The sequence below is a fragment of the Streptomyces sp. PSU-S4-23 genome (genome assembly GCF_055632315.1).
In genome coordinates this window covers 2,454,580-2,472,147 of record NZ_JBVMUU010000002.1, presented here as the reverse complement: position 1 = coordinate 2,472,147, position 17,568 = coordinate 2,454,580, and the positions used below count along the sequence as shown (strand labels likewise).

Here is a 17,568-nt window from a genome sequence, read left to right as displayed (position 1 = left end):
GGCCGACCCGTACGGGTCCGCCAGCGAGACCTTCGGCCAGCAGTGCACGCCCGTGCCCCACGGCACGGGCGACCCGTGTGCTGCCGTGCCGAGGTGTCGCAGCAGTCAAGCACTCTCGGCGGGGCGGCCCCGACCGATTGAGGAATCTTGATCAGCATCACCGTCCTGGCGCTCGCCTTCGGCGTCGTCTTCCTGGCCGAACTGCCGGACAAGACGGCTCTGGCCGGGCTCGTCCTCGGCACCCGGTACCGCGCCTCGTACGTCTTCGCCGGTGTCGCCGCCGCCTTCCTGCTGCACGTCACGCTCGCCGTCGCCGCGGGCAGCGTGCTGACCCTGCTGCCGCAGCGGATCGTGCACGCGCTCACCGGTGTGCTCTTCCTCGGTGGGGCCGCCGTGCTGCTCCTGAAGAAGGACGAGGGCGAGGAGGAGATCCGGCGGCCCGAGAACCAGAGCTTCTGGAAGGTGTCGGCGGCCGGGTTCATGCTCATCCTGGTCGCCGAGTTCGGGGACCTGACCCAGATCATGACGGCGAACCTCGCTGCCCGTTACGACTCGCCGCTGTCCGTGGGTCTCGGTGCGGTGCTCGCCCTGTGGGCGGTCGCGGGTCTCGGGATCGTCGGCGGCAGGGCGCTGATGAAGAGGGTGCCGCTGCGGCTGATCACGAAGGTGGCGGTGTCGCTGATGACGGGTCTCGGGGTGTGGAGCCTGTACGAGGCCGTGGCCGCGTGACGTGACGTGACGTGACGTGGTGGGGTCAGGGTGGGGCGGGGCGGGGTGGTGGCCGCCGGACGGGTCTCGCGGTGTCCCTCCGGCCGCCCGGCGGTGACCGGCGGGTGTCCCTGCGGTGTCCGTCTCGGAGGGGGCTGCGTCGATGCAGGTCGGAAGCGGTGGCGGGATGGGCGGCAGTTTTGTATCGTGTAGGAACAAAGTGGCTCCCGCCCGCACCTCCCTGACCGGTGGGCGGGGCCGCCTTGTCTCCCCGGGGCCCCGCCGGTCCCCTTCCCGCGCCCTGGAGCCCTGCCGATGACGGCCACGACCGTTCTCACCGCCCGCGCCCTGCTGCTGGACATGGACGGCACCCTCGTCAACTCCGATGCCGTCGTGGAGCGCTGCTGGCGACGCTGGGCCGAGCGGCACGGGCTGGACGCCGACGAGGTGCTGAAGGTCGTGCACGGCCGGCAGGGCCACGCCTCGATGGCCGTACTGCTGCCCGACCGCCCCGTGGAGCAGAACCACGCCGACAACGCCCGCATGCTCGCCGAGGAGACCACCGACATGGACGGCGTGGTCGAGATTCCCGGCGCCGCCGCCTTCCTCGCCTCCCTCGCCGGGCTGCCGCACGCCCTCGTCACCTCCGCGGACGTCGCACTGTCCACCGCGCGCATGACGGCCGCGGGGCTGACGCCGCCGGACGTGCGGATCACCGCCGAGTGCGTGGGCGCGAGCAAGCCGGACCCCGAGGGCTTCCTCAAGGGCGCCGCCGAACTGGGCGTCGCGCCGGAGGACTGCGTCGTCTTCGAGGACTCCGGCGTGGGCATCGCCGCGGGGCGCGCCGCCGGGATGCGAGTGGTCGGCGTCGGCCCCCGGGCCCGTGCGCACCGCCCCGACGCCCTCGTCCGGGACCTCACGCAGGTGCGCGCGGCGGGCACGGCGGACGGCGGGATCTCCCTGCACATCGGCTGACCGGACCACCGACCGGACCACCGACCGGACCACGGCTCCTGGGTCGCTGGGCCGACGGGGCGTCAGCTCCGCGGGCCTCAGGGCTGGGTCGTCTCCGACTCCAGCCTCGCCCTCGTCGCCGCCCCGTACACCCCCGGTGCGTCCTGTCGGATGCCGCGGCCGAACTGGTAGTTGCGGACGGCGTACTCCACCTGCCTGCCGTAGTCGCCGTCCGCAGGACCGAAGTACAGGCCCACCTGGCGCAGGCGCAGCTGCAGTTCGGTGACCTCGGGACCCCTGTCGCCGGGGCGCAGTACCGGGGCGCTGATCCCGCCCGTGGTCGGTGACACCGTGGCGGTGGGCGGTGCGGTGGCCTGTGCGGGCGGCGCTTGGCTCGCCGTGGCCGAGGGGGACGGGCTCGGTGACGCCGCCGACGGCGACGCCGAGGGCGACGGGCTGTCGCTCGGTGACGGCGCAGGGCTCGCCGAGGGTGTGGTCGAGGGCGCAGCGGGCGCCGGTGTCGTCGGGCCGTCCGACGGCTTCTCCGGCACGCTCGCGCGTATGCCCTCGGGCACTGCCCTGGCCCGTTCCGGCGGGTCGTACGAGAACAGCCCGCCGGCGATCCCCGCGGTCGCCACCACCGCGGCGACCGCTCCGCCGGCGGCCAGCAGCACGGTGCTGCGCCGCGGTCGCCGGGGCGCCGTGCCGTCCGCCCGCTCCGGGCCGGCCGGTGCCGAGGGCACGGCGGTGAGCCGCATGGTCTCGTCGGGTGCGCTCCCTGGGGGCGTACCCCCTGCCGGAGCGGCTGCGCGCCGCGCCGTGCCGTCGTCCGTCACGGCGGCAAGCCGCATCGTCTCGTCGGCGGGCGCCGCGGCCCGCTCCGACCCGTCCCGCACGGCGGCGAGCCGCATCGTCTCGTCCGGTGCCGCCGCGCCTCCGGGCGACTCCCGCCCGGCCGGTTCCGGGGATGCGGGAGCCCGCGTCCGCGGGGTGGCAACCTCCGGCTCCGCGGGAGCCCGCGTCTCCATGGGAGCCTGCGTCTCCGAGGCGGTGACCTCCAGCTCCACATACGGCCGGATGCGCAGCGGATCGAAGTCCTCGGCCGCCGCCGCATCCGCCGTGCGCGCGTCCCGGAGCGCGTCGGACGCCCGTCGGGTGCACGCGCACGACGGTGTGCCGTCAGGCCGCCGCGGTGCCGCGCACTCCGGGCAGTTCCGTCCGTTCGTTCCGCTCACGCGTGGGTCCCCTCCCGCCGAATGTGCAGAGATTATGCAGATCTCCCGCACACAATCTCCCGGGAACCCCCGGAATCGCCGCCTCCCATCGGGACTCAACAGGCCATAACCGGTCATACCGATCAGGATGAGAGAGCAGAAAGCGCAGGATGGACGAGTGACCCCGGGGCGTGCGGGCACAGTGCCCGGGTCCCGGGTGCACCAGGGCCGACGGCCCGTGCACGGGAGATCTTCATGACCGACGACACGCAGGGCAGGACGGGGGAGGCCGAGGCGGCGGGCGCGGGGGCGGCCGTCACACGGCACCACGCGGCGCCCGGGCGGGAAGAGGTGCACGGCGGCGTCCTCGTCTCCATCGGCGCGCTGCTGCTGGGCATGCTGCTCGCCGCCCTCGACCAGACGATCGTGTCGACCGCGCTGCCCACCATCGTCAGCGACCTCGGCGGTCTCGAACACCTGTCATGGGTGGTCACCGCGTATCTGCTCGCGTCGACCGCGGCCACCCCCCTGTGGGGCAAACTCGGCGACCAGTACGGCCGCAAGAAGCTGTTCCAGGCCGCCGTCGTGCTCTTCCTGGCCGGCTCCGCGCTGTGCGGCATGGCGCAGAACATGCCTCAGCTCATCGCCTTCCGCGCCGTCCAGGGCCTCGGTGGCGGCGGGCTCATGGTGCTGTCGATGGCGATCGTCGGCGACATCGTCCCGCCGCGCGAGCGGGGCCGTTACCAGGGTCTCTTCGGTGCCGTTTTCGGCACGACCAGCGTGCTCGGGCCGCTTCTCGGCGGGCTGTTCACCCAGCACCTCAGCTGGCGCTGGGTGTTCTACGTCAACCTGCCCGTGGGTGTTGTCGCCCTCGCCGTCATCGCGGCCGTGCTGCGCATCCCGGGGAAGGCCGAACGGCATGTCATCGACTACCTCGGCACCGTCCTCATCGCCGCCGTCGCCACCTGCCTGGTGCTGGTCGCCTCCCTCGGCGGCACCACCTGGGGTTGGGGCTCGCCGCAGATCATCGGCCTCGTGGTCCTCGGCGCCGTTCTGCTGCTGGCCTTCGTACCGGTCGAGCGCGCGGCGGCCGAGCCCGTCCTGCCGCTGAAGCTCTTCGGCATCCGCACCTTCACGCTCTCCGCCGTCATCAGCTTCATCGTCGGCTTCGCCATGTTCGGGGCGATGACCTATCTGCCGACCTTCCTGCAGGTCGTCCAGCGGGTGAGCCCGACCATGTCCGGTGTGCACATGCTGCCGATGGTGGCGGGCATGCTGCTGTCCTCGACCGCCTCCGGGCAGATCGTCAGCCGCACCGGCCGGTGGAAGGTGTTCCCGGTCACGGGCACCGCCGTCACCACGATCGGCCTGCTTCTGCTCCACCGCCTCGACGAACACAGCAGCACCGCGGAGATGAGCGGCTACTTCTTCGTCTTCGGGCTGGGCCTCGGCCTCGTGATGCAGGTCCTGGTGCTGATCGTGCAGAACGCCGTGGCCTACGAGGACCTCGGCGTGGCCACCTCCGGCGCCACCTTCTTCCGCTCCATCGGAGCCTCGTTCGGGGTGGCCGTCTTCGGCGCGGTCTTCGCCGGCCGCCTCGGCGGCCGGCTCACGGCGGCGCTCGCCGGGCGCCCGCTGCCGGCCGGTGTCACCGCGGACACCCTGAAGGCCGACCCGCGCGGCATCGCGGCCGTCCCCGCCGCCCTGCGGCCCGCCGTCCTGCACGCGTTCGCGTCGTCGATCACCGATGTCTTCCTCTACGCGGCCCCGGTCGCCCTCCTCGGCTTCGTGCTGGCGTGGTTCCTGCGCGAGGACCGGCTGCGCGGCTCGGTGACCGCGCCGGACGTGACGGAGACGCTGGCGAGCAACCCGGTGCAGCGTTCGTCGTACGACGAGGTGTGCCGGGCGCTGTCGGTGCTCGGCTCGCGGGAGGGGCGGCACGAGATCTACCAGAAGATCACCCGACGGGCCGGGTGCGACCTGCTGCCCGCGGCGAGCTGGCTGCTGCTGCGGATGAAGAAGTACGGCTGGGCCGAGCCGGGGATGCTCGCCGAGCGCGGCGCGGTCCCGCTGAACGTCGTCCTCGCCGCGGAACGGCAGGTGGAGGAGCGGCATCTGGCGGTGCGTGAGGGACTCGACCTCGTCCTCACCGCGGAGGGCCGCCAGGTCGCCGAACGCCTGGCCGCCGCCCGCGAGGAGTCCCTGGCCGAGCTGCTCGGCGACTGGTGGGGGCCGGACCGCCCGACCGATCTGATCAAGCTGGTCCACGAACTGAACGGGGAGTTGTGCGGCTCGGACGCGGAACGCCCGCACGAGGGCGCGGGGACGCGCTCGCCCCGGCACCCGGGCTGAGACGTGGTGCGGAAGGCCGCGGTCGGGCTTCAGCCCGAGGAGCAGGCCCGAGGAGCAGGCCCGAAGAGCGGGTCAGGACAGCCGTTTGCCGAACCAGTGCTCCGCGTACGGCTGGTCGTTGTGCGGCTCGGTCTCCGCATAGCCGAGGCGGGCGTACAGGGTGCGGGCCTCCACCAGGTCGTGCCGGGTGTCGAGCACCATCCGCCGTGCGCCGAGCGCCCGGGCCGCGCCCTCGGCGGCGGCCACGAGGAGCGGGGCGCCGCCCTTGCCGCGCCACTCCTCGTACAGGAAGACCCGCTTGAGTTCGGCCGTGTCCGGGTCCGTCAGGCGCACGCCCGCGGTGCCCGCCGGGGCGCCCTCGTACCGCGCCACCAGGAGCACCCCGCCCGGCGGGGCCAGATAGGCGCCGGTGTCCGCGGCGATCTCCCGCTCCAGTTCGGCCGGGTCCGTGCGGCGCCCCTCGTGCAGGAGGTACCAGCGGTCGCTGACCTCCGTGTAGTACGCCCGCCAGAGGGCGGCGGCGACGGGGGAGTCAAAGCGTTCCGGGGTGACGGTCCAGGTCATGCCGGACATTGTCGGGAGGGACCGGGCGGGGCACGCAACCGGATATCGGGGGCGCCGCCGTGCGCGGACCGGGGCCGGGCGGCCCGGCCCGCACAGCTACAGGGCCCGTGCCCCTGCCGGGCCCTCAGCCCTGTCGGCGCTCGCGCCAGTCCCGGACGATCTCCTCGACGTCGTACGGCTTGAGGCCCAGCGGCGGGCCCGGCGGCGGCTGGAACATCATGGCGCGGATCTTCGTGTTGAGGGTCTCGACCAGCCGGCGCACCGCCGGCTCGGACGGCGCCACCGCGGCCGCCGCCAAGGTGTCCTCCGCTTCCTTGCGCAGCTCCAGCGTCGGCGGCAGGACCCCCATCCCCTCGCGGGCCATCTTCCGCTTGATCCACCACAGTTCGTCGTATTCCGTCTCCGTGAGGGCCGGTGACGGCTTGCCCGCGCCGGGGAGGTTCGCGAACTCCCCGCGCGCCTCGGCGTCGCGGATCTGCTGGTCGACATAGGACTCGAAGCTGATGCCGGGTGGCTTGCGCTCGGTCATGGATCCATTGTGCCGGATGTCACCCGACGGGATGATCGGGCGAATTATCATTCCGCAGCGGTAGGCCGAACCGTCCGGCCGCGTACCACTTGACCGCCGCACTCAGGAGGAGCGCACGTGCTCGAACTCACCATGGCCTCGGTGTCCGGGGCGGACGCCGGGGCGACGGCCGGGATGCTGATGGCCGACGCGCCGAGCGAGCCGGGCTCCGTGCTGCGGGTGGGCAGGGACAAGTCCGTGTGCCGGCTGGCCACTCCGGACGACTGGCTGTTCGTCTCACGCGTCCACCTGGAGTTCTTGTGCGGGCAGGACGGAGGCTGGCAGGTCACGTGGCTGCGCGGCTCGCACGTCGAGCCCTCCTCCGAGGTGCGGCTGACCCTGGCCGGCCTCCCCGCACAGTCCCTCCCCTACGGCGGTACCGCCATGCTCCCGCGCGGCAGCTCGGGTGAGCTGATCGTCCAGGACCGCACGGGCCCGCGCAGCATCAACGTGGGTTTCTTCCACGAGGTGTAGCGGGGCCCGGCGGCTTCAGCCCACGACCCGCGCCAGCGCGAAGCCGTCGTGGCCCTTGGTGCCCACCGTCTGGACCGCCGTGCCGCTGAGTCCCGGGTGCGTGGCGATCAGTTCGAGCGCGGCCCGGGTGCCCCGCACGCTGGGGTCCTCGCTGCCGGCGTCGGTGACCCGGCCGCCGCGCACCACGTTGTCGAGCACGATCAGGCTGCCGGGGCGGGTGAGTCTCAGGGCCCATTCCACGTAGTGCGCGTTGTTGGCCTTGTCCGCGTCGATGAAGACCAGGTCGAACGGCTCCTGCCGCTCCTCGGCGAGCTTGGGCAGCGACTCCAGCGCGGGGCCGACGCGCACCTCGGTGATCCGGTCCAGGCCCGCCCGTGCGAGGTTGCGGCGGGCGACCTCCGCGTGCCTGGCGTCGTACTCGAGCGTGATCAGCCGGCCGTCCTCCGGCAGGGCGCGGCCCAGCCAGATCGTGCTGTAGCCGCCGAGCGTGCCGATCTCCAGGATGCGGCGCGCGCCCTGGAGCCGGGCGAGGAGCTGGAGCAGCTTGCCCTGGTTCGGTGCGACGTTGATGGCCGGGAGCCCGGCCGCGTCGCTGTCCCGCAGCGCCGCGGTGAGCGTCTCGTCGGCGGGGCAGAGCAGGGAGGTGAAGTAGGCGTCGACGTCGTCCCAGAGCTGTTGTGCCGTGCTCATGCATCATGCCTTTCCGGTGTGTCCGGACAGAGAGCAGTTAGACGGACTAAATAGAGTCGCTAACGAATATAGCCGGGGCGGGGCACCGCAGCCGCGGAGATCACCCGATCGAGGAGGGTGTCAGCCGATCGGGGTACGTGCACCGGCGGCGGAGGCGGTTGTGGGTCTCTCGGGCATTCGTGTGATCCCTTCCGCACAGCGGGGACGGAACCGGTCTGCACGCCCACTATCGTCATCCGGGCAAAGGGGACGCACGGGACGAACGCGGCGGGAGGGCCGACGGGGCGTGGCGAACGTGGAACACAGCGGGCAGATGGGCGGTGCCCTGGGAGCGGGGGCCTCGGGGACGACGACATCGAGACTGGCGGCGGTCCGCCTCGGCATGTGGCTGCTCACCGCCGTCCTCGCGGCCCGGCAGATCGCCGTGGTCCTGCACACCCCCAGGAACGACCGCCTCACCGATCTGGAGACCTGGGCCGGCGCCGGGGGCGTGCTGCACCTCAACGGCTCGCTGTACGAGTCGACCCGCTTCACCGGTACCCCCTTCGGGGGACTCGTCCTCAAACCGCTCACCCGATCGGCTGAACAAGCCCTCGGCTGGGCCTGGACCTTCGGCACGCTCCTGCTGGTCGTGGCGCTCGGCCTGATCGCCGCGCGGGCCCTGCCGCAGCCCGTGAGCCGGCGGACCTCGCTGCTCGCCGCGCCCATGGCGATCAGCCTGCTGATGCTGTCGCTCCCGGTGCGCAACACCATCCACCTGGGACAGACCAGCATCATCCCGGTGCTGCTGGTCCTGCTCGGCTGTTTCGTGGCACGCGGGGAGCGCCGGAGCGGTGTGCTGATCGGGGTCGGGGCGGCCCTGCAGCCGACCGTGCTGCTGTTCGCGCCGCTGCTGTGGTTCACCGGGCGCCGGCGGGCCGCCGCCTCGACCGCCGTCACCTTCACGCTGTGCACCGCGCTCGCCTGGGCGGCGATGCCGCGCGACTCGTACACCTACTGGGTGCACCATCTGGCGGGCGTGGGCCTCGGCGGCAAGGCGGACGACCACGCCAACCAGTCCCTGCACGGCGCGCTGCTGCGGCTGGGGCTCACCGGACCGCTGGAGATCTGCCTCTTCCTGGTGCTCGGCGCGGCCGTCGCGGCCGTGGGCCTGCGCCGCGCCGTGCGGTACGCGCGCGACGGCCAGTTGCTGCTCGCGGTCGCCGTCACCGGCTGCGTGGCGGTCGCCGTGTCGCCGACGACCTGGCAGCACCAGCTGCTGTGGGTGCTGCTCGCGGCGGTCGGGCGGGCCGGCGGCCGCACCTGTGACCGGTATGTGTGGCCGCTGGCCGTGGTTCTGGTGATGACGCTGCCGGCGAAGGCACTGATCCCGAACGTGGCGGCACTGCACCCGCTGCGCGACAACGTCATCCTGCTGGCGGCGCTGGCCGCCGCCTGCGCGCTGCCGTTCCCGGACCGCGCGTCCCCCGCCCACCGGTCGCCGCGGCCCGCCGTGTACGCCCCGGCCCGTCCCTCCCGGGTGCCGCTGTCCCGGTTCCGGCGTCGTGTGCTCAGCCGCCCCAACCTGCTGTTCGAGCTGCTGCTGATCCGGGTCTGCTACGCCGCCTACTCCTGGGTGCGGCTGACCGCGACCGGCAGCCGGGCCACCGCGGAGGCGCACGGCCACGAGATCCACGCGATGGAGAGGGACCTCTCCATCGACATCGAGCACTGGGCCAACCACACCGTGGTGACGGCGCCGCGGCTGGAGCACTTCCTGGGCTTCTACTACGAGTCGTTCCACTTCGTGGTTCCGCTGGCGACGCTCGCCGTGCTTTACTCCCGGCGGCCGGCGGACTACCGGTGGGCGCGTACCGCGCTCGGCTTCGCCACGCTGCTCGGCCTCCTCGGCTTCTGGCTCTACCCGCTGGCCCCGCCGCGGCTGATGCCGGGATTCGGCTTCATCGACACCGTGCACGGTGTGCAGGACTTCGCGAAGCCCGACTACGGGGTGATGACGGCGGTCACCAACCAGTACGCCGCCATGCCGTCCCTGCACTTCGGCTGGTCGCTGTGGTGCGGCGTCGTGATCGCCGTGCTGGCCCCCCGACGGTGGATGAAGACGCTGGGCCTGCTCCACCCGCTGTTCACGCTCTCCGCGATCGTGGCCACCGCCAATCACTGGGTGCTCGACGCGGTGGGCGGCGCTGCCGTGGTGGGCGCGGGCTTCGCGCTCACCCGTCTGCTGTCGGGGCCGCGGGCGGTGGTCGCCGCCGGCCCGGACGGCGAACGCCGGCCCGCCGCCGGACGGCTGCCGACCGAGGGGCATGCGAAGGCCCAGGGGCTTCCCGGATAGGGAGCCACAAGGGAGGCCGCGTGGTCTTCCTCGGAGCCGAGCGCCGAGGCACGGGGTGTCGCGCCCGGCCGGCAGGCGCGACACGCGGTACAGGGCGCCCGGATCGCGGTCCGGCAGGCCGAGGAGGAGACGCCGTCGAGCACCTCACGCGGCGCGACGGCGGGGTCGTCGGCACGGTCCGGACGGATACGCACGAGCGGGACCTCGACCTCTCGGGAGGACATCATCAGCCGGCATCCTGATCTGGCGCACCCGCGGCGCGGCGGCGGCCCGCGGACCACCCCGCGGGCGGCGGCCCGGCGCGGCGGCGCGCCCGGACGGACGGCGCCGCTGATCCTCCCGGCCCTGGCCGCGCTCTGCCTGGGGCTGTGGGGGATGGACCGGAGCGACAGCATGTGGCGGGACGAGTCGGTGACCTACCAGGTGGCGCACCGCTCGTGGGGCCGGCTATGGGCCCTGCTCGGCCATGTCGACGCCGTGCACGGGCTGTACTACGCCCTCATGCACACCGTGTTCGCGGTGTGGGACGACCGGCTGATGGCCCTGCGGGCGCCGTCGACCGTCGCGACGGCCGTGGCGGCGGCGGGAGTCGGGGCGATCGGCGCGCGGCTGGCCGGACACCGGGCCGGTGTTCTCGCGGGGCTCGTCTTCGTGCTGTTACCGGCGACGCAGCAGTACGCCCAGGAGGGCCGCTCGTACGCGCTGGTCACGGCGGGCGTGACCTGGTCCGCGTACCTCTTCCTGCGCGGGACCGCCTCGGCGCGCGGCCGGTGGTGGGCGGCGTACGCGGCGGTTCTCGCCCTGGCCTGCTGGCTGCACGAGTTCGCCGCACTGGTCCTCGTGGCCCACGCGCTGACCCTGTGGCGGCTGCGCGTGCCGCACCGGGTGTGGCGGCGCTGGGCCGCCGCTTCGGCCGCGGTACTGGTGGGCCTGCTGCCCCTGGCGGTGCTGAGCGCGGGGCAGGCGGCACGGCAGTTGGGCTGGCTCGGACGCCCTGGTCCGGCGATGTGGCTGCAGTTTCTGGCGATCTCGGCCGCGGGCGCGCTGCTGTGCCGGTTCCTCGTGCGCGGCGGCGGGAGCCCCGGAACGACGACCCTGGTGTCGCTCGCCCTGCCGACGCTGGTGGCCCCGGCCGGCCTGCTGATGACGGTGTCCCTGGTCGAGCCCTGGTACGTCGACCGGTATGTGCTCTACGGCATGACGGGCCTCGCCCTGCCGGCGGGGGCGGTGCTGGACCGGATGGCGGGGATGCGGTGCCGGCTCGCCCCCGCCCTGCGGGCCCTGACGGACTGTCTGGCGGCCGCGGTGGCGGCCGCGGTGGCGGTCGCGGTGCTGTGGCCGTGGTCGGTGCTGGTGCGTTCCCCGGACAGCCGCAAGGACGACGTGGTGGCCATCGCCCGTGCCGTCGAGCGGTCGGCGCGCCCGGGCGATGCCGTCCTGTTCATGCCGGCCCGGCGCCGTGAGTGGCTGCTGTCGTACCCGTCCCTGTACGGCCGCCTGAACGATCTGGCGCTCGCCCGGTCCCCGGCGGCCTCGGGCACCCTGGAGGGCACCGAGCTCTCCGCCGGGACGATCGGGCGGCGTATCGAGGCGTCGGACCGGATCGTCGTGCTCACCGACCCGCCCGGTCGGCCGCTCGGCCCCTTCGCCCGGGAGACGGCGAAACGGCGGGGGCTGACCGCGCACTTCGAGGTCTGCGAGCGCACCCTGGTGCGGGGAGCGCAGGTCGTCGTCCATGCCAGAGCGGGGCGTTGCGTGCGGTGACGGTGTGTCAGGCCCAGGAGAACGGCGACGGGGTGCCCCACCGGCGCACGCCCGAAGCCGGCCGTCCGGTCGCCCCTGCCCGAAGCCGGCCGTCCGGTCGCCCACGGCCGCTGCCGCGCGGCCGTGGGCGACCGGACGGGTGCCGCGCGCCGTCATTCCCGGGGGAGGCAGGGGCGGGGCGCAGGGGGATGCCCCTGCCTCCCCCGGGACGGGCCGACGGCGCCGGGAAGCCGGCGGCCCGAGCGTGTCAGCCGGCCGTCACCCGCAGTTCCTTGACGCCGTTGATCCAGGCGGAGCGCAGCCGGCGCGGGTCGCCGGCCGGCCTGAGGTCCGGCATCGTGTCGGCGATCGCGTTGAAGATGAGGTCGATCTCCAGCACGGCCAGGGACTTGCCCAGGCAGTAGTGCGGGCCTCCGCCGCCGAAGCCGAGGTGCGGGTTGGGGTCGCGAGTGATGTCGAACCGGTCCGGGTCGTCGAAGACCTCGGGGTCGTGGTTGGCGGAGGAGTAGAACAGGCCGACCCGGTCGCCCTTCCTGATCTGCCTGCCGCCCAGTTCGGTGTCCTGGGTGGCCGTGCGCTGGAAGGACACCACCGGGGTCGCCCAGCGGACGATCTCCTCGGCCGTGGTCGCCGGGCGCTCCCGCTTGTAGAGGTCCCACTGGTCGGGGTGGGTGAGGAAGGCGTGCATGCCGTGCGTGATCGCGTTGCGGGTGGTCTCGTTGCCGGCGACGGCCAGCATCAGCACGAAGAAGCCGAACTCGTCGGAGGTGAGGTTGCCCTGGTCCTCGGCGGCCACCAGCGTGGTGACGATGTCCTTGGCCGGGCACTGCTTGCGGTCGGCGGCCATGTTCATCGCGTAGGCGATGATCTCGGTCGCCGACTCGGCCCCGACCTCCTCCGTGATGGCGTACTCGGGGTCGTCGTAGGCGACCATCTTGTTGGACCAGTCGAAGATCTTGGTCCGGTCCTCCTGCGGGACCCCGATCAGCTCGGCGATGGCCTGGAGGGGGAGTTCGCAGGCGACCTCGGTGACGAAGTCGAAGGGCCCCCGGTGGGCGAGGGCGCCCCGGGCTATGGCGTACGCGCGGGTGCGCAGCCGTTCCTCCAGGGCCCGGATGGCGCGCGGTGTGAAGCCGCGCTGCACGATCTGGCGGACCCGGGTGTGCTCGGGCGGGTCCATGTTCAGCATGATCAGGCGCTGGGCGTCGATCGCGTCGCGCTCGATGTGCTCGTTGAAGCGGATGATCGCGGTGTTGAGGTACGAGGAGAAGATCTCCGGGTGCGTGGAGACGTACTTGACGTCCGCGTGCCGGGTGACGGCCCAGTACCCCTCGTCCTGGAAGCCGGCGAGGCCGGCCGGCTGGGGTATCCAGCGCACGGGTTCGGCCCGGCGCAGCTCGGCGAACTCCGGGAGGGGGACGCGGTGGTGCAGCACATCGGGGTCGGTGAAGTCGAACCCGTCGGGCAGCGCTGGACAGGGCATCGGCGACTCCCACCATTCTGACGGCCCATCAGGAAGTTGCCGTGAAGGTAGTAACGGGTTCTACAAGTCGCAAGAGGTGCGACGCCCCGAATTGCGTGGGGGATTCGTGCAGATCACGACTTCCGAGGCTGCAAGACCCTTGCGGTTGTGGACAGGGTGTCAGCAGACTGCACGCAGAACTAGAACGCGTACTAGTTCTGCGTGGCGGGTGGGCCGGGACGCCCGCGCCGCGCGGGTGACCGAGGAGAGGACGAGCCCCCCATGGCCGCGGAACCCGTGATCGTCGAAGCCGTACGCACTCCCATCGGCAAGCGCGGTGGCGCGCTCGCCAATCTGCACCCCGCCTATCTGCTGGGCGAGACCTACCGTGAACTGCTCGGCCGCACCGGCATCCACGCCGACTGCGTCGAACAGGTCGTCGGCGGCACGGTGACGCACGCCGGCGAACAGTCCATGAATCCGGCGCGCACGGCCTGGCTGGCCATGGGGCTGCCGTACGAGACCGCGGCGACGACCGTGGACTGCCAGTGCGGCTCCTCCCAGCAGGCCTCCCACATGGTGGCCAACATGGTCGCGACGGGCGTCATCGACGTCGGGATCAGCTGCGGCGTCGAGGCCATGTCGCGGGTTCCGCTCGGCTCGGGGTCCAAGCACGGGCCGGGCAAGCCGTTCCCGGACGAGTGGAACGTGGACCTGCCCAACCAGTTCGAGGCGGCGGAGCGGATCGCCCGGCGCCGGGGTCTGACCCGGGAGAACGTGGACTCCCTCGGCCTCATCTCGCAGGAGCGGGCGGCGATCGCCTGGTCGGAGGAGCGCTTCAAGCGCGAGACGTTCGCGGTGCAGGTGCCGACCACCGAGGACGAGCAGCGGGCCGGCCAGGGCATGTGGCGGCTGGTGGACCGGGACGAGGGGCCGCGGGACAGCTCGATGGAGGGCCTGGCGGCACTCAAGCCGATCATGCCGACGGCCGTGCACACGGCGGGCAACTCGTCGCAGATCAGCGATGGCGCGGCGGCGGTCATGTGGGCGTCCAAGCGGATGGCGCGGGCGCTCAAGCTGAAGCCGAGGGCGCGGATCGTGGCGCAGGCGCTGGTCGGGGCCGACCCGCACTTCCACCTGGACGGGCCGATCGACGCGACGCGGGCGGTGCTGGGCAAGGCCGGGATGTCCCTCAAGGACATCGACCTCGTGGAGATCAACGAGGCGTTCGCGTCGGTGGTGCTGAGCTGGGCGCAGGTCTTCGGACAGGACCTGGAGAAGGTGAACGTGAACGGCGGCGCGATCGCCCTCGGGCACCCGGTGGGTGCGACGGGCGCCCGGCTCATCACGACGGCCCTGCACGAACTGGAACGCACCGACAAGGAGTTCGCGCTCATCACGATGTGCGCGGGCGGTGCCCTGGCCACCGGGACGATCATCCAGCGCCTCTGACCGTTCCTAGAGACTGAGCGGGAGTGAGTCCTGTTGCCAGGACTGGTGCTCAGCCGTGTGCCCCGAACGGTTGTGGGCCCACTGGTCGCCCGCTTTCGCTCCGCATCCGGCGCCAGCGGATCGTGTCCGTGGTCCGGGGATGCGGGGGCGGGTTTCCTCACGCCCCGGGACACCCGGTCGGGCCTGGACGGTCCGATGCCCCGCACGATCGCTCTGGTCGTGTGGGGGCGGTGCCGTCCGTCGCCGGACCGGGTGTCCCAGGGCGCGCCTTCCGATCGCCACGGCGGCAGCCTGATGGCGGGTGGTCTTGCGTGTTGTGGTGGTCAAGGGCTGCCGCCAGTGCTGGGCACCCCAGCGGCTGGTGTAGGCGGGATCGACGGCGACCAGGGTGATGCCGAACTCGGCGGCCATGGACACCAGCCTGCTGCGCAGCTTCGCGGTGGGCATCCCGGAGAGCAACCTGCGGAACCGCTTGCGCCGCCCGTGCTTCTCCCGGGTCTTCTCCGCCGCGAAGTCCAGGTCCTCGATCGCGAGGGCCAGCCCATGGTGCTCGGCCCAGTGCAGGAGCCGGATGAGGGCATGCCGCACTTGCGCGTCGCGGTGCGGTGCGGTGCCGGACAGGTCGTAGTCGAACCTGCGGGGCTCACCGACCGGGTTGCCGTGGACGTCCAGGCGCCAAGCGGCGAGGTGGTCGGCGTTCATGTCCACACCGATCAGCCCGCCTGCACGGGCCGCCTCCAACGGCACGGCCGTCACCTGCGGGATCTGCCAGGAGGCGGTCAGGTACCAGCGGTGACGGCCGACGTCGTAGTGGATGCGGTAGGCGACAGCGCGGTGTGCGGTGACGCGATCGGCCCACTGCTCGCCCCGGTGCCGGAACCCGACCCGGCAGGCGAGCACGTACCGGCCGTGCGGCGCGTTCGCCAGACCCACCAGCGGCGCCGGGAGCTTGATGCTGATCCCACCGTCCGGGGCCACGCGGATGGTCTCGTTCCCGTACCGCTTCCCGGACTCGCCATCGGCCTGGAGGAACCAGCGCTCGGCCTCCCACCGCTGCCGCCACTCCGCCTCGGTCAGCCGGGCGGCTTCGAGGTGGTGCCGGGTGCGCAGCAGCTTCCTGCCACCGCGCACCACACGCACGCACCCGGCCTCGCGCTCCGCACGTTCACGCTCCAGCCGGTCCAGGAGCACGTGCAGGCGCCGGGACTTGGCGAACCACTCCCGCTTCGAGCGGTAACCGCCCCCCGAGCCCTTGGAACCCTTCGCCCCCACCGGCAGCGAGAGCCGGTGCGCGACCGTGCGGACACCTGCTTCGAGGCCCTGGACGTGGGCGAGCTGTCCACGCCGGGCCAGCGCCCACTGGTCATGTGTCGCTTTGGTGATGCTGCCCGCCCAGCGTGAGGAGGACTCCTGGGTCAACGCACGCTTGCGCTGCGCCCACTGCCCGCTGTCATGGCCCGGCCCGGCCGCGCAACGGGCCTTCAGGTCACGGCAGGCCAGCGAGCCGAGCAGACCACCGACCAGGCGCAGGACCTTCCCGTCCTGCGCGGTCAGCCCCTTGAGACTGCCGCGGACCGCCACCCCGGACGGACCGGGCACCACGAACGAAGCCGCCACCTCGCGCAAACCGCCCATGCCCCCACCCCCGCCCGGTGCCCAAGGACCCTGCCACCCCACTCAACGAACACCACCCGCGAAGGTCACGCATTCGACGTAGGAACTCCCGTTCCTCACCAAAGCCGGTCACTCGGCCATCGATGCTCACTCATGCACACCGGCACGCGCCCAAGCGCTGTCCACCGGAAGCAGTTCCCAACCCCGCCCGTGCTTCCGGTGCGTTCGCGCGGGTGCCCGAAGGCGGCGGTCCGGGGGACCGCCGCCTTCGGGGCTGTCGGGGCTGTCGGGGGTGGGGCCGATCAGTACCAGTGGTGGGTCTGCCAGAAGTTCCACGCCTTGACGGGGCTGCCGTAGCGGGAGTTCATGTAGTCCAGGCCCCACTTGATCTGGGTGGCCGGGTTGTGCTTCCAGTCGGCCCCGGCGGACGCCATCTTCGAGCCGGGCAGCGCCTGGACCAGGCCGTAGGCGCCGGACGACGAGTTGGTGGCGTGGACGTTCCAGCCGCTCTCACGGGAGACGATCTTGCTGAATGCCTCGTACTGAGCGGAGTCCGGGATCATCTTGTGCGCGATCGTCTGCGCGGAGGAAGCCGAGGTGGTGGCGGCCTGAGCGGGGGCCGAGGCGAGGACCATGCCGGTCGTGGCGGCGGCGACGGCGGCGGCGGCGATGGCCTTCTTCGGGGAGGCGATGCGACGGATGAAGGAGACGGACACGAGGCACCTTTTCGATCGGGGACGGGGCGTCGCGGCATGCCGGAACCACGCGGAGGCGGTGGGGGCCTGCCGTGGCGTCGGGCCCGGTGGGGCTTGTCGGCGCCTGGCGACGGGATCCAGAGAAGCAGTTGCGCCGAACGTCCGCAATGACCCCTTTTACTAGTTGTGGTCGCATCCGCGACGAAAGTCGCTTGTGTGACCTGGCTCTCATTCCCCAGGTCAGAGGGGTGATCGACGCGTGCATGTCATGAACTTGGATCTACGACCCCGCCTCGTAGGTGACCTCCGTCACGTGGGGCTCCTCACGGTTTGGGTCACGGAGCGCGAGGGGTGGATGCGGACCGCGACGAAACGGTGTGACCCGGGCCATAGACGGGCCGGCCCGAGTGTGACCCAGGTCTCGGCGCGCCTGTGGCCGGGGTCACGCCCCGCGCGGGCGTGGCTGTGACCGGCGCCGCACGCAAGGGAGTCGGGGAGTGGCCGGGGTCACAGGCGGGGGGCGCGGATGTGACCCACGGCACGCGCTACCGCACACTTGCCCAGTGCTCCACCCTTCAGGGTGGAGGTGTAGGGCATCCTCGCCTCAGCGGCCCGTAGGGCCGCAGCACCACTGCTGAAGTCGCCTTGTCCGACAACATAGTTGGCGGACCTACCGCCGGACGGGCGGGAAGTCGGGCCTGTGGAGGCCCGGTAAGACCACC

14 protein-coding genes are annotated in these 17,568 nt (G+C 72.5%); 7 read left to right on the top strand and 7 right to left on the bottom strand.

All coding sequences use genetic code 11. The features are described from left to right. Positions 1–147 precede the first annotated feature (147 nt). Positions 148–729, top strand: coding sequence for a TMEM165/GDT1 family protein (locus ACZ79I_RS11975; RefSeq protein ID WP_471496791.1), 582 nt, complete (start codon positions 148–150; stop codon positions 727–729). Positions 730–1,023: 294 nt separating this feature from the next. After that, positions 1,024–1,683, top strand: a complete 660-nt coding sequence (locus ACZ79I_RS11970) for an HAD family hydrolase (RefSeq protein WP_471496789.1) — start codon at positions 1,024–1,026, stop codon at positions 1,681–1,683. 77 nt (positions 1,684–1,760) lie between these two features. Here ACZ79I_RS11970 and ACZ79I_RS11965 read toward each other — a convergent pair whose 3' ends face one another. Continuing rightward, complete coding sequence (locus tag ACZ79I_RS11965; protein ID WP_471496787.1) at positions 1,761–2,897, bottom strand: peptidoglycan-binding domain-containing protein; 1,137 nt, start codon at positions 2,895–2,897, stop codon at positions 1,761–1,763. A gap of 234 nt (positions 2,898–3,131) precedes the next feature. Between ACZ79I_RS11965 and ACZ79I_RS11960 the strand changes: the two genes are divergently transcribed. Beyond that, positions 3,132–5,228 carry an MDR family MFS transporter gene (locus ACZ79I_RS11960; protein WP_471496785.1) on the top strand — a complete coding sequence of 699 codons (2,097 nt, stop codon included), beginning with the start codon at positions 3,132–3,134 and terminating at the stop codon, positions 5,226–5,228. A 72-nt stretch (positions 5,229–5,300) separates the two neighbouring features. On the opposite strand, the gene ACZ79I_RS11955 is transcribed toward ACZ79I_RS11960, so the two are convergent. Together ACZ79I_RS11955 and ACZ79I_RS11950 are read right to left on the bottom strand one after the other, a co-directional pair. Next, positions 5,301–5,792 carry a GNAT family N-acetyltransferase gene (locus ACZ79I_RS11955; protein WP_471496783.1) on the bottom strand — a complete coding sequence of 164 codons (492 nt, stop codon included), beginning with the start codon at positions 5,790–5,792 and terminating at the stop codon, positions 5,301–5,303. Positions 5,793–5,916: 124 nt separating this feature from the next. Further along, positions 5,917–6,321, bottom strand: coding sequence for a DnaJ family domain-containing protein (locus ACZ79I_RS11950; RefSeq protein WP_471496782.1), 405 nt, complete (start codon positions 6,319–6,321; stop codon positions 5,917–5,919). 117 nt (positions 6,322–6,438) lie between these two features. Between ACZ79I_RS11950 and ACZ79I_RS11945 the strand changes: the two genes are divergently transcribed. Then, positions 6,439–6,834, top strand: coding sequence for an FHA domain-containing protein (locus tag ACZ79I_RS11945; RefSeq protein WP_471496780.1), 396 nt, complete (start codon positions 6,439–6,441; stop codon positions 6,832–6,834). A 15-nt stretch (positions 6,835–6,849) separates the two neighbouring features. Here the strand turns inward: ACZ79I_RS11945 and ACZ79I_RS11940 are convergent, their stop codons facing one another. Then, entirely contained in the window at positions 6,850–7,524 is a 675-nt protein-coding gene (locus ACZ79I_RS11940; protein WP_471496779.1) for an O-methyltransferase, read from the bottom strand. A gap of 286 nt (positions 7,525–7,810) precedes the next feature. Between ACZ79I_RS11940 and ACZ79I_RS11935 the strand changes: the two genes are divergently transcribed. Both ACZ79I_RS11935 and ACZ79I_RS11930 read left to right on the top strand, forming a co-directional pair. After that, a complete protein-coding gene (locus ACZ79I_RS11935; RefSeq protein WP_471496777.1) occupies positions 7,811–9,859 on the top strand; it encodes a bifunctional glycosyltransferase 87/phosphatase PAP2 family protein in 2,049 nt (682 codons plus the stop codon). A 375-nt stretch (positions 9,860–10,234) separates the two neighbouring features. Next, positions 10,235–11,623 carry a glycosyltransferase family 39 protein gene (locus ACZ79I_RS11930; protein ID WP_471496775.1) on the top strand — a complete coding sequence of 463 codons (1,389 nt, stop codon included), beginning with the start codon at positions 10,235–10,237 and terminating at the stop codon, positions 11,621–11,623. 247 nt (positions 11,624–11,870) lie between these two features. On the opposite strand, the gene ACZ79I_RS11925 is transcribed toward ACZ79I_RS11930, so the two are convergent. Further along, a complete protein-coding gene (locus tag ACZ79I_RS11925) occupies positions 11,871–13,106 on the bottom strand; it encodes a cytochrome P450 (RefSeq protein ID WP_471496774.1) in 1,236 nt (411 codons plus the stop codon). A 261-nt stretch (positions 13,107–13,367) separates the two neighbouring features. Here ACZ79I_RS11925 and ACZ79I_RS11920 point away from each other — a divergent pair, with 261 nt between their 5' ends. After that, entirely contained in the window at positions 13,368–14,537 is a 1,170-nt protein-coding gene (locus ACZ79I_RS11920) for a steroid 3-ketoacyl-CoA thiolase (RefSeq protein ID WP_471496772.1), read from the top strand. Between the two features lie 6 nt (positions 14,538–14,543). Here ACZ79I_RS11920 and ACZ79I_RS11915 read toward each other — a convergent pair whose 3' ends face one another. Both ACZ79I_RS11915 and ACZ79I_RS11910 read right to left on the bottom strand, forming a co-directional pair. Then, entirely contained in the window at positions 14,544–16,172 is a 1,629-nt protein-coding gene (locus ACZ79I_RS11915; protein ID WP_471496771.1) for an IS200/IS605 family accessory protein TnpB-related protein, read from the bottom strand. 281 nt (positions 16,173–16,453) lie between these two features. Further along, on the bottom strand, positions 16,454–16,867 hold the full coding sequence (locus ACZ79I_RS11910; protein WP_471496769.1) for an aggregation-promoting factor C-terminal-like domain-containing protein: 414 nt from the start codon (positions 16,865–16,867) through the stop codon (positions 16,454–16,456). Positions 16,868–17,568: the final 701 nt, after the last annotated feature.

Excerpts from the sequence above, each read along its gene's own strand:
- ACZ79I_RS11970 (WP_471496789.1), top strand. The coding sequence starts at position 1,024 with ATGACGGCCACGACCGTTCTCACCGCCCGCGCCCTGCTGCTGGACATG.
- ACZ79I_RS11950 (WP_471496782.1), bottom strand. The coding sequence starts at position 6,321 with ATGACCGAGCGCAAGCCACCCGGCATCAGCTTCGAGTCCTATGTCGAC.
- ACZ79I_RS11960 (WP_471496785.1), top strand. The coding sequence starts at position 3,132 with ATGACCGACGACACGCAGGGCAGGACGGGGGAGGCCGAGGCGGCGGGC.
- ACZ79I_RS11925 (WP_471496774.1), bottom strand. The coding sequence starts at position 13,106 with ATGCCCTGTCCAGCGCTGCCCGACGGGTTCGACTTCACCGACCCCGAT.
- ACZ79I_RS11920 (WP_471496772.1), top strand. The coding sequence starts at position 13,368 with ATGGCCGCGGAACCCGTGATCGTCGAAGCCGTACGCACTCCCATCGGC.
- ACZ79I_RS11915 (WP_471496771.1), bottom strand. The coding sequence starts at position 16,172 with ATGGGCGGTTTGCGCGAGGTGGCGGCTTCGTTCGTGGTGCCCGGTCCG.
- ACZ79I_RS11955 (WP_471496783.1), bottom strand. The coding sequence starts at position 5,792 with ATGACCTGGACCGTCACCCCGGAACGCTTTGACTCCCCCGTCGCCGCC.
- ACZ79I_RS11930 (WP_471496775.1), top strand. The coding sequence starts at position 10,235 with ATGGACCGGAGCGACAGCATGTGGCGGGACGAGTCGGTGACCTACCAG.
- ACZ79I_RS11940 (WP_471496779.1), bottom strand. The coding sequence starts at position 7,524 with ATGAGCACGGCACAACAGCTCTGGGACGACGTCGACGCCTACTTCACC.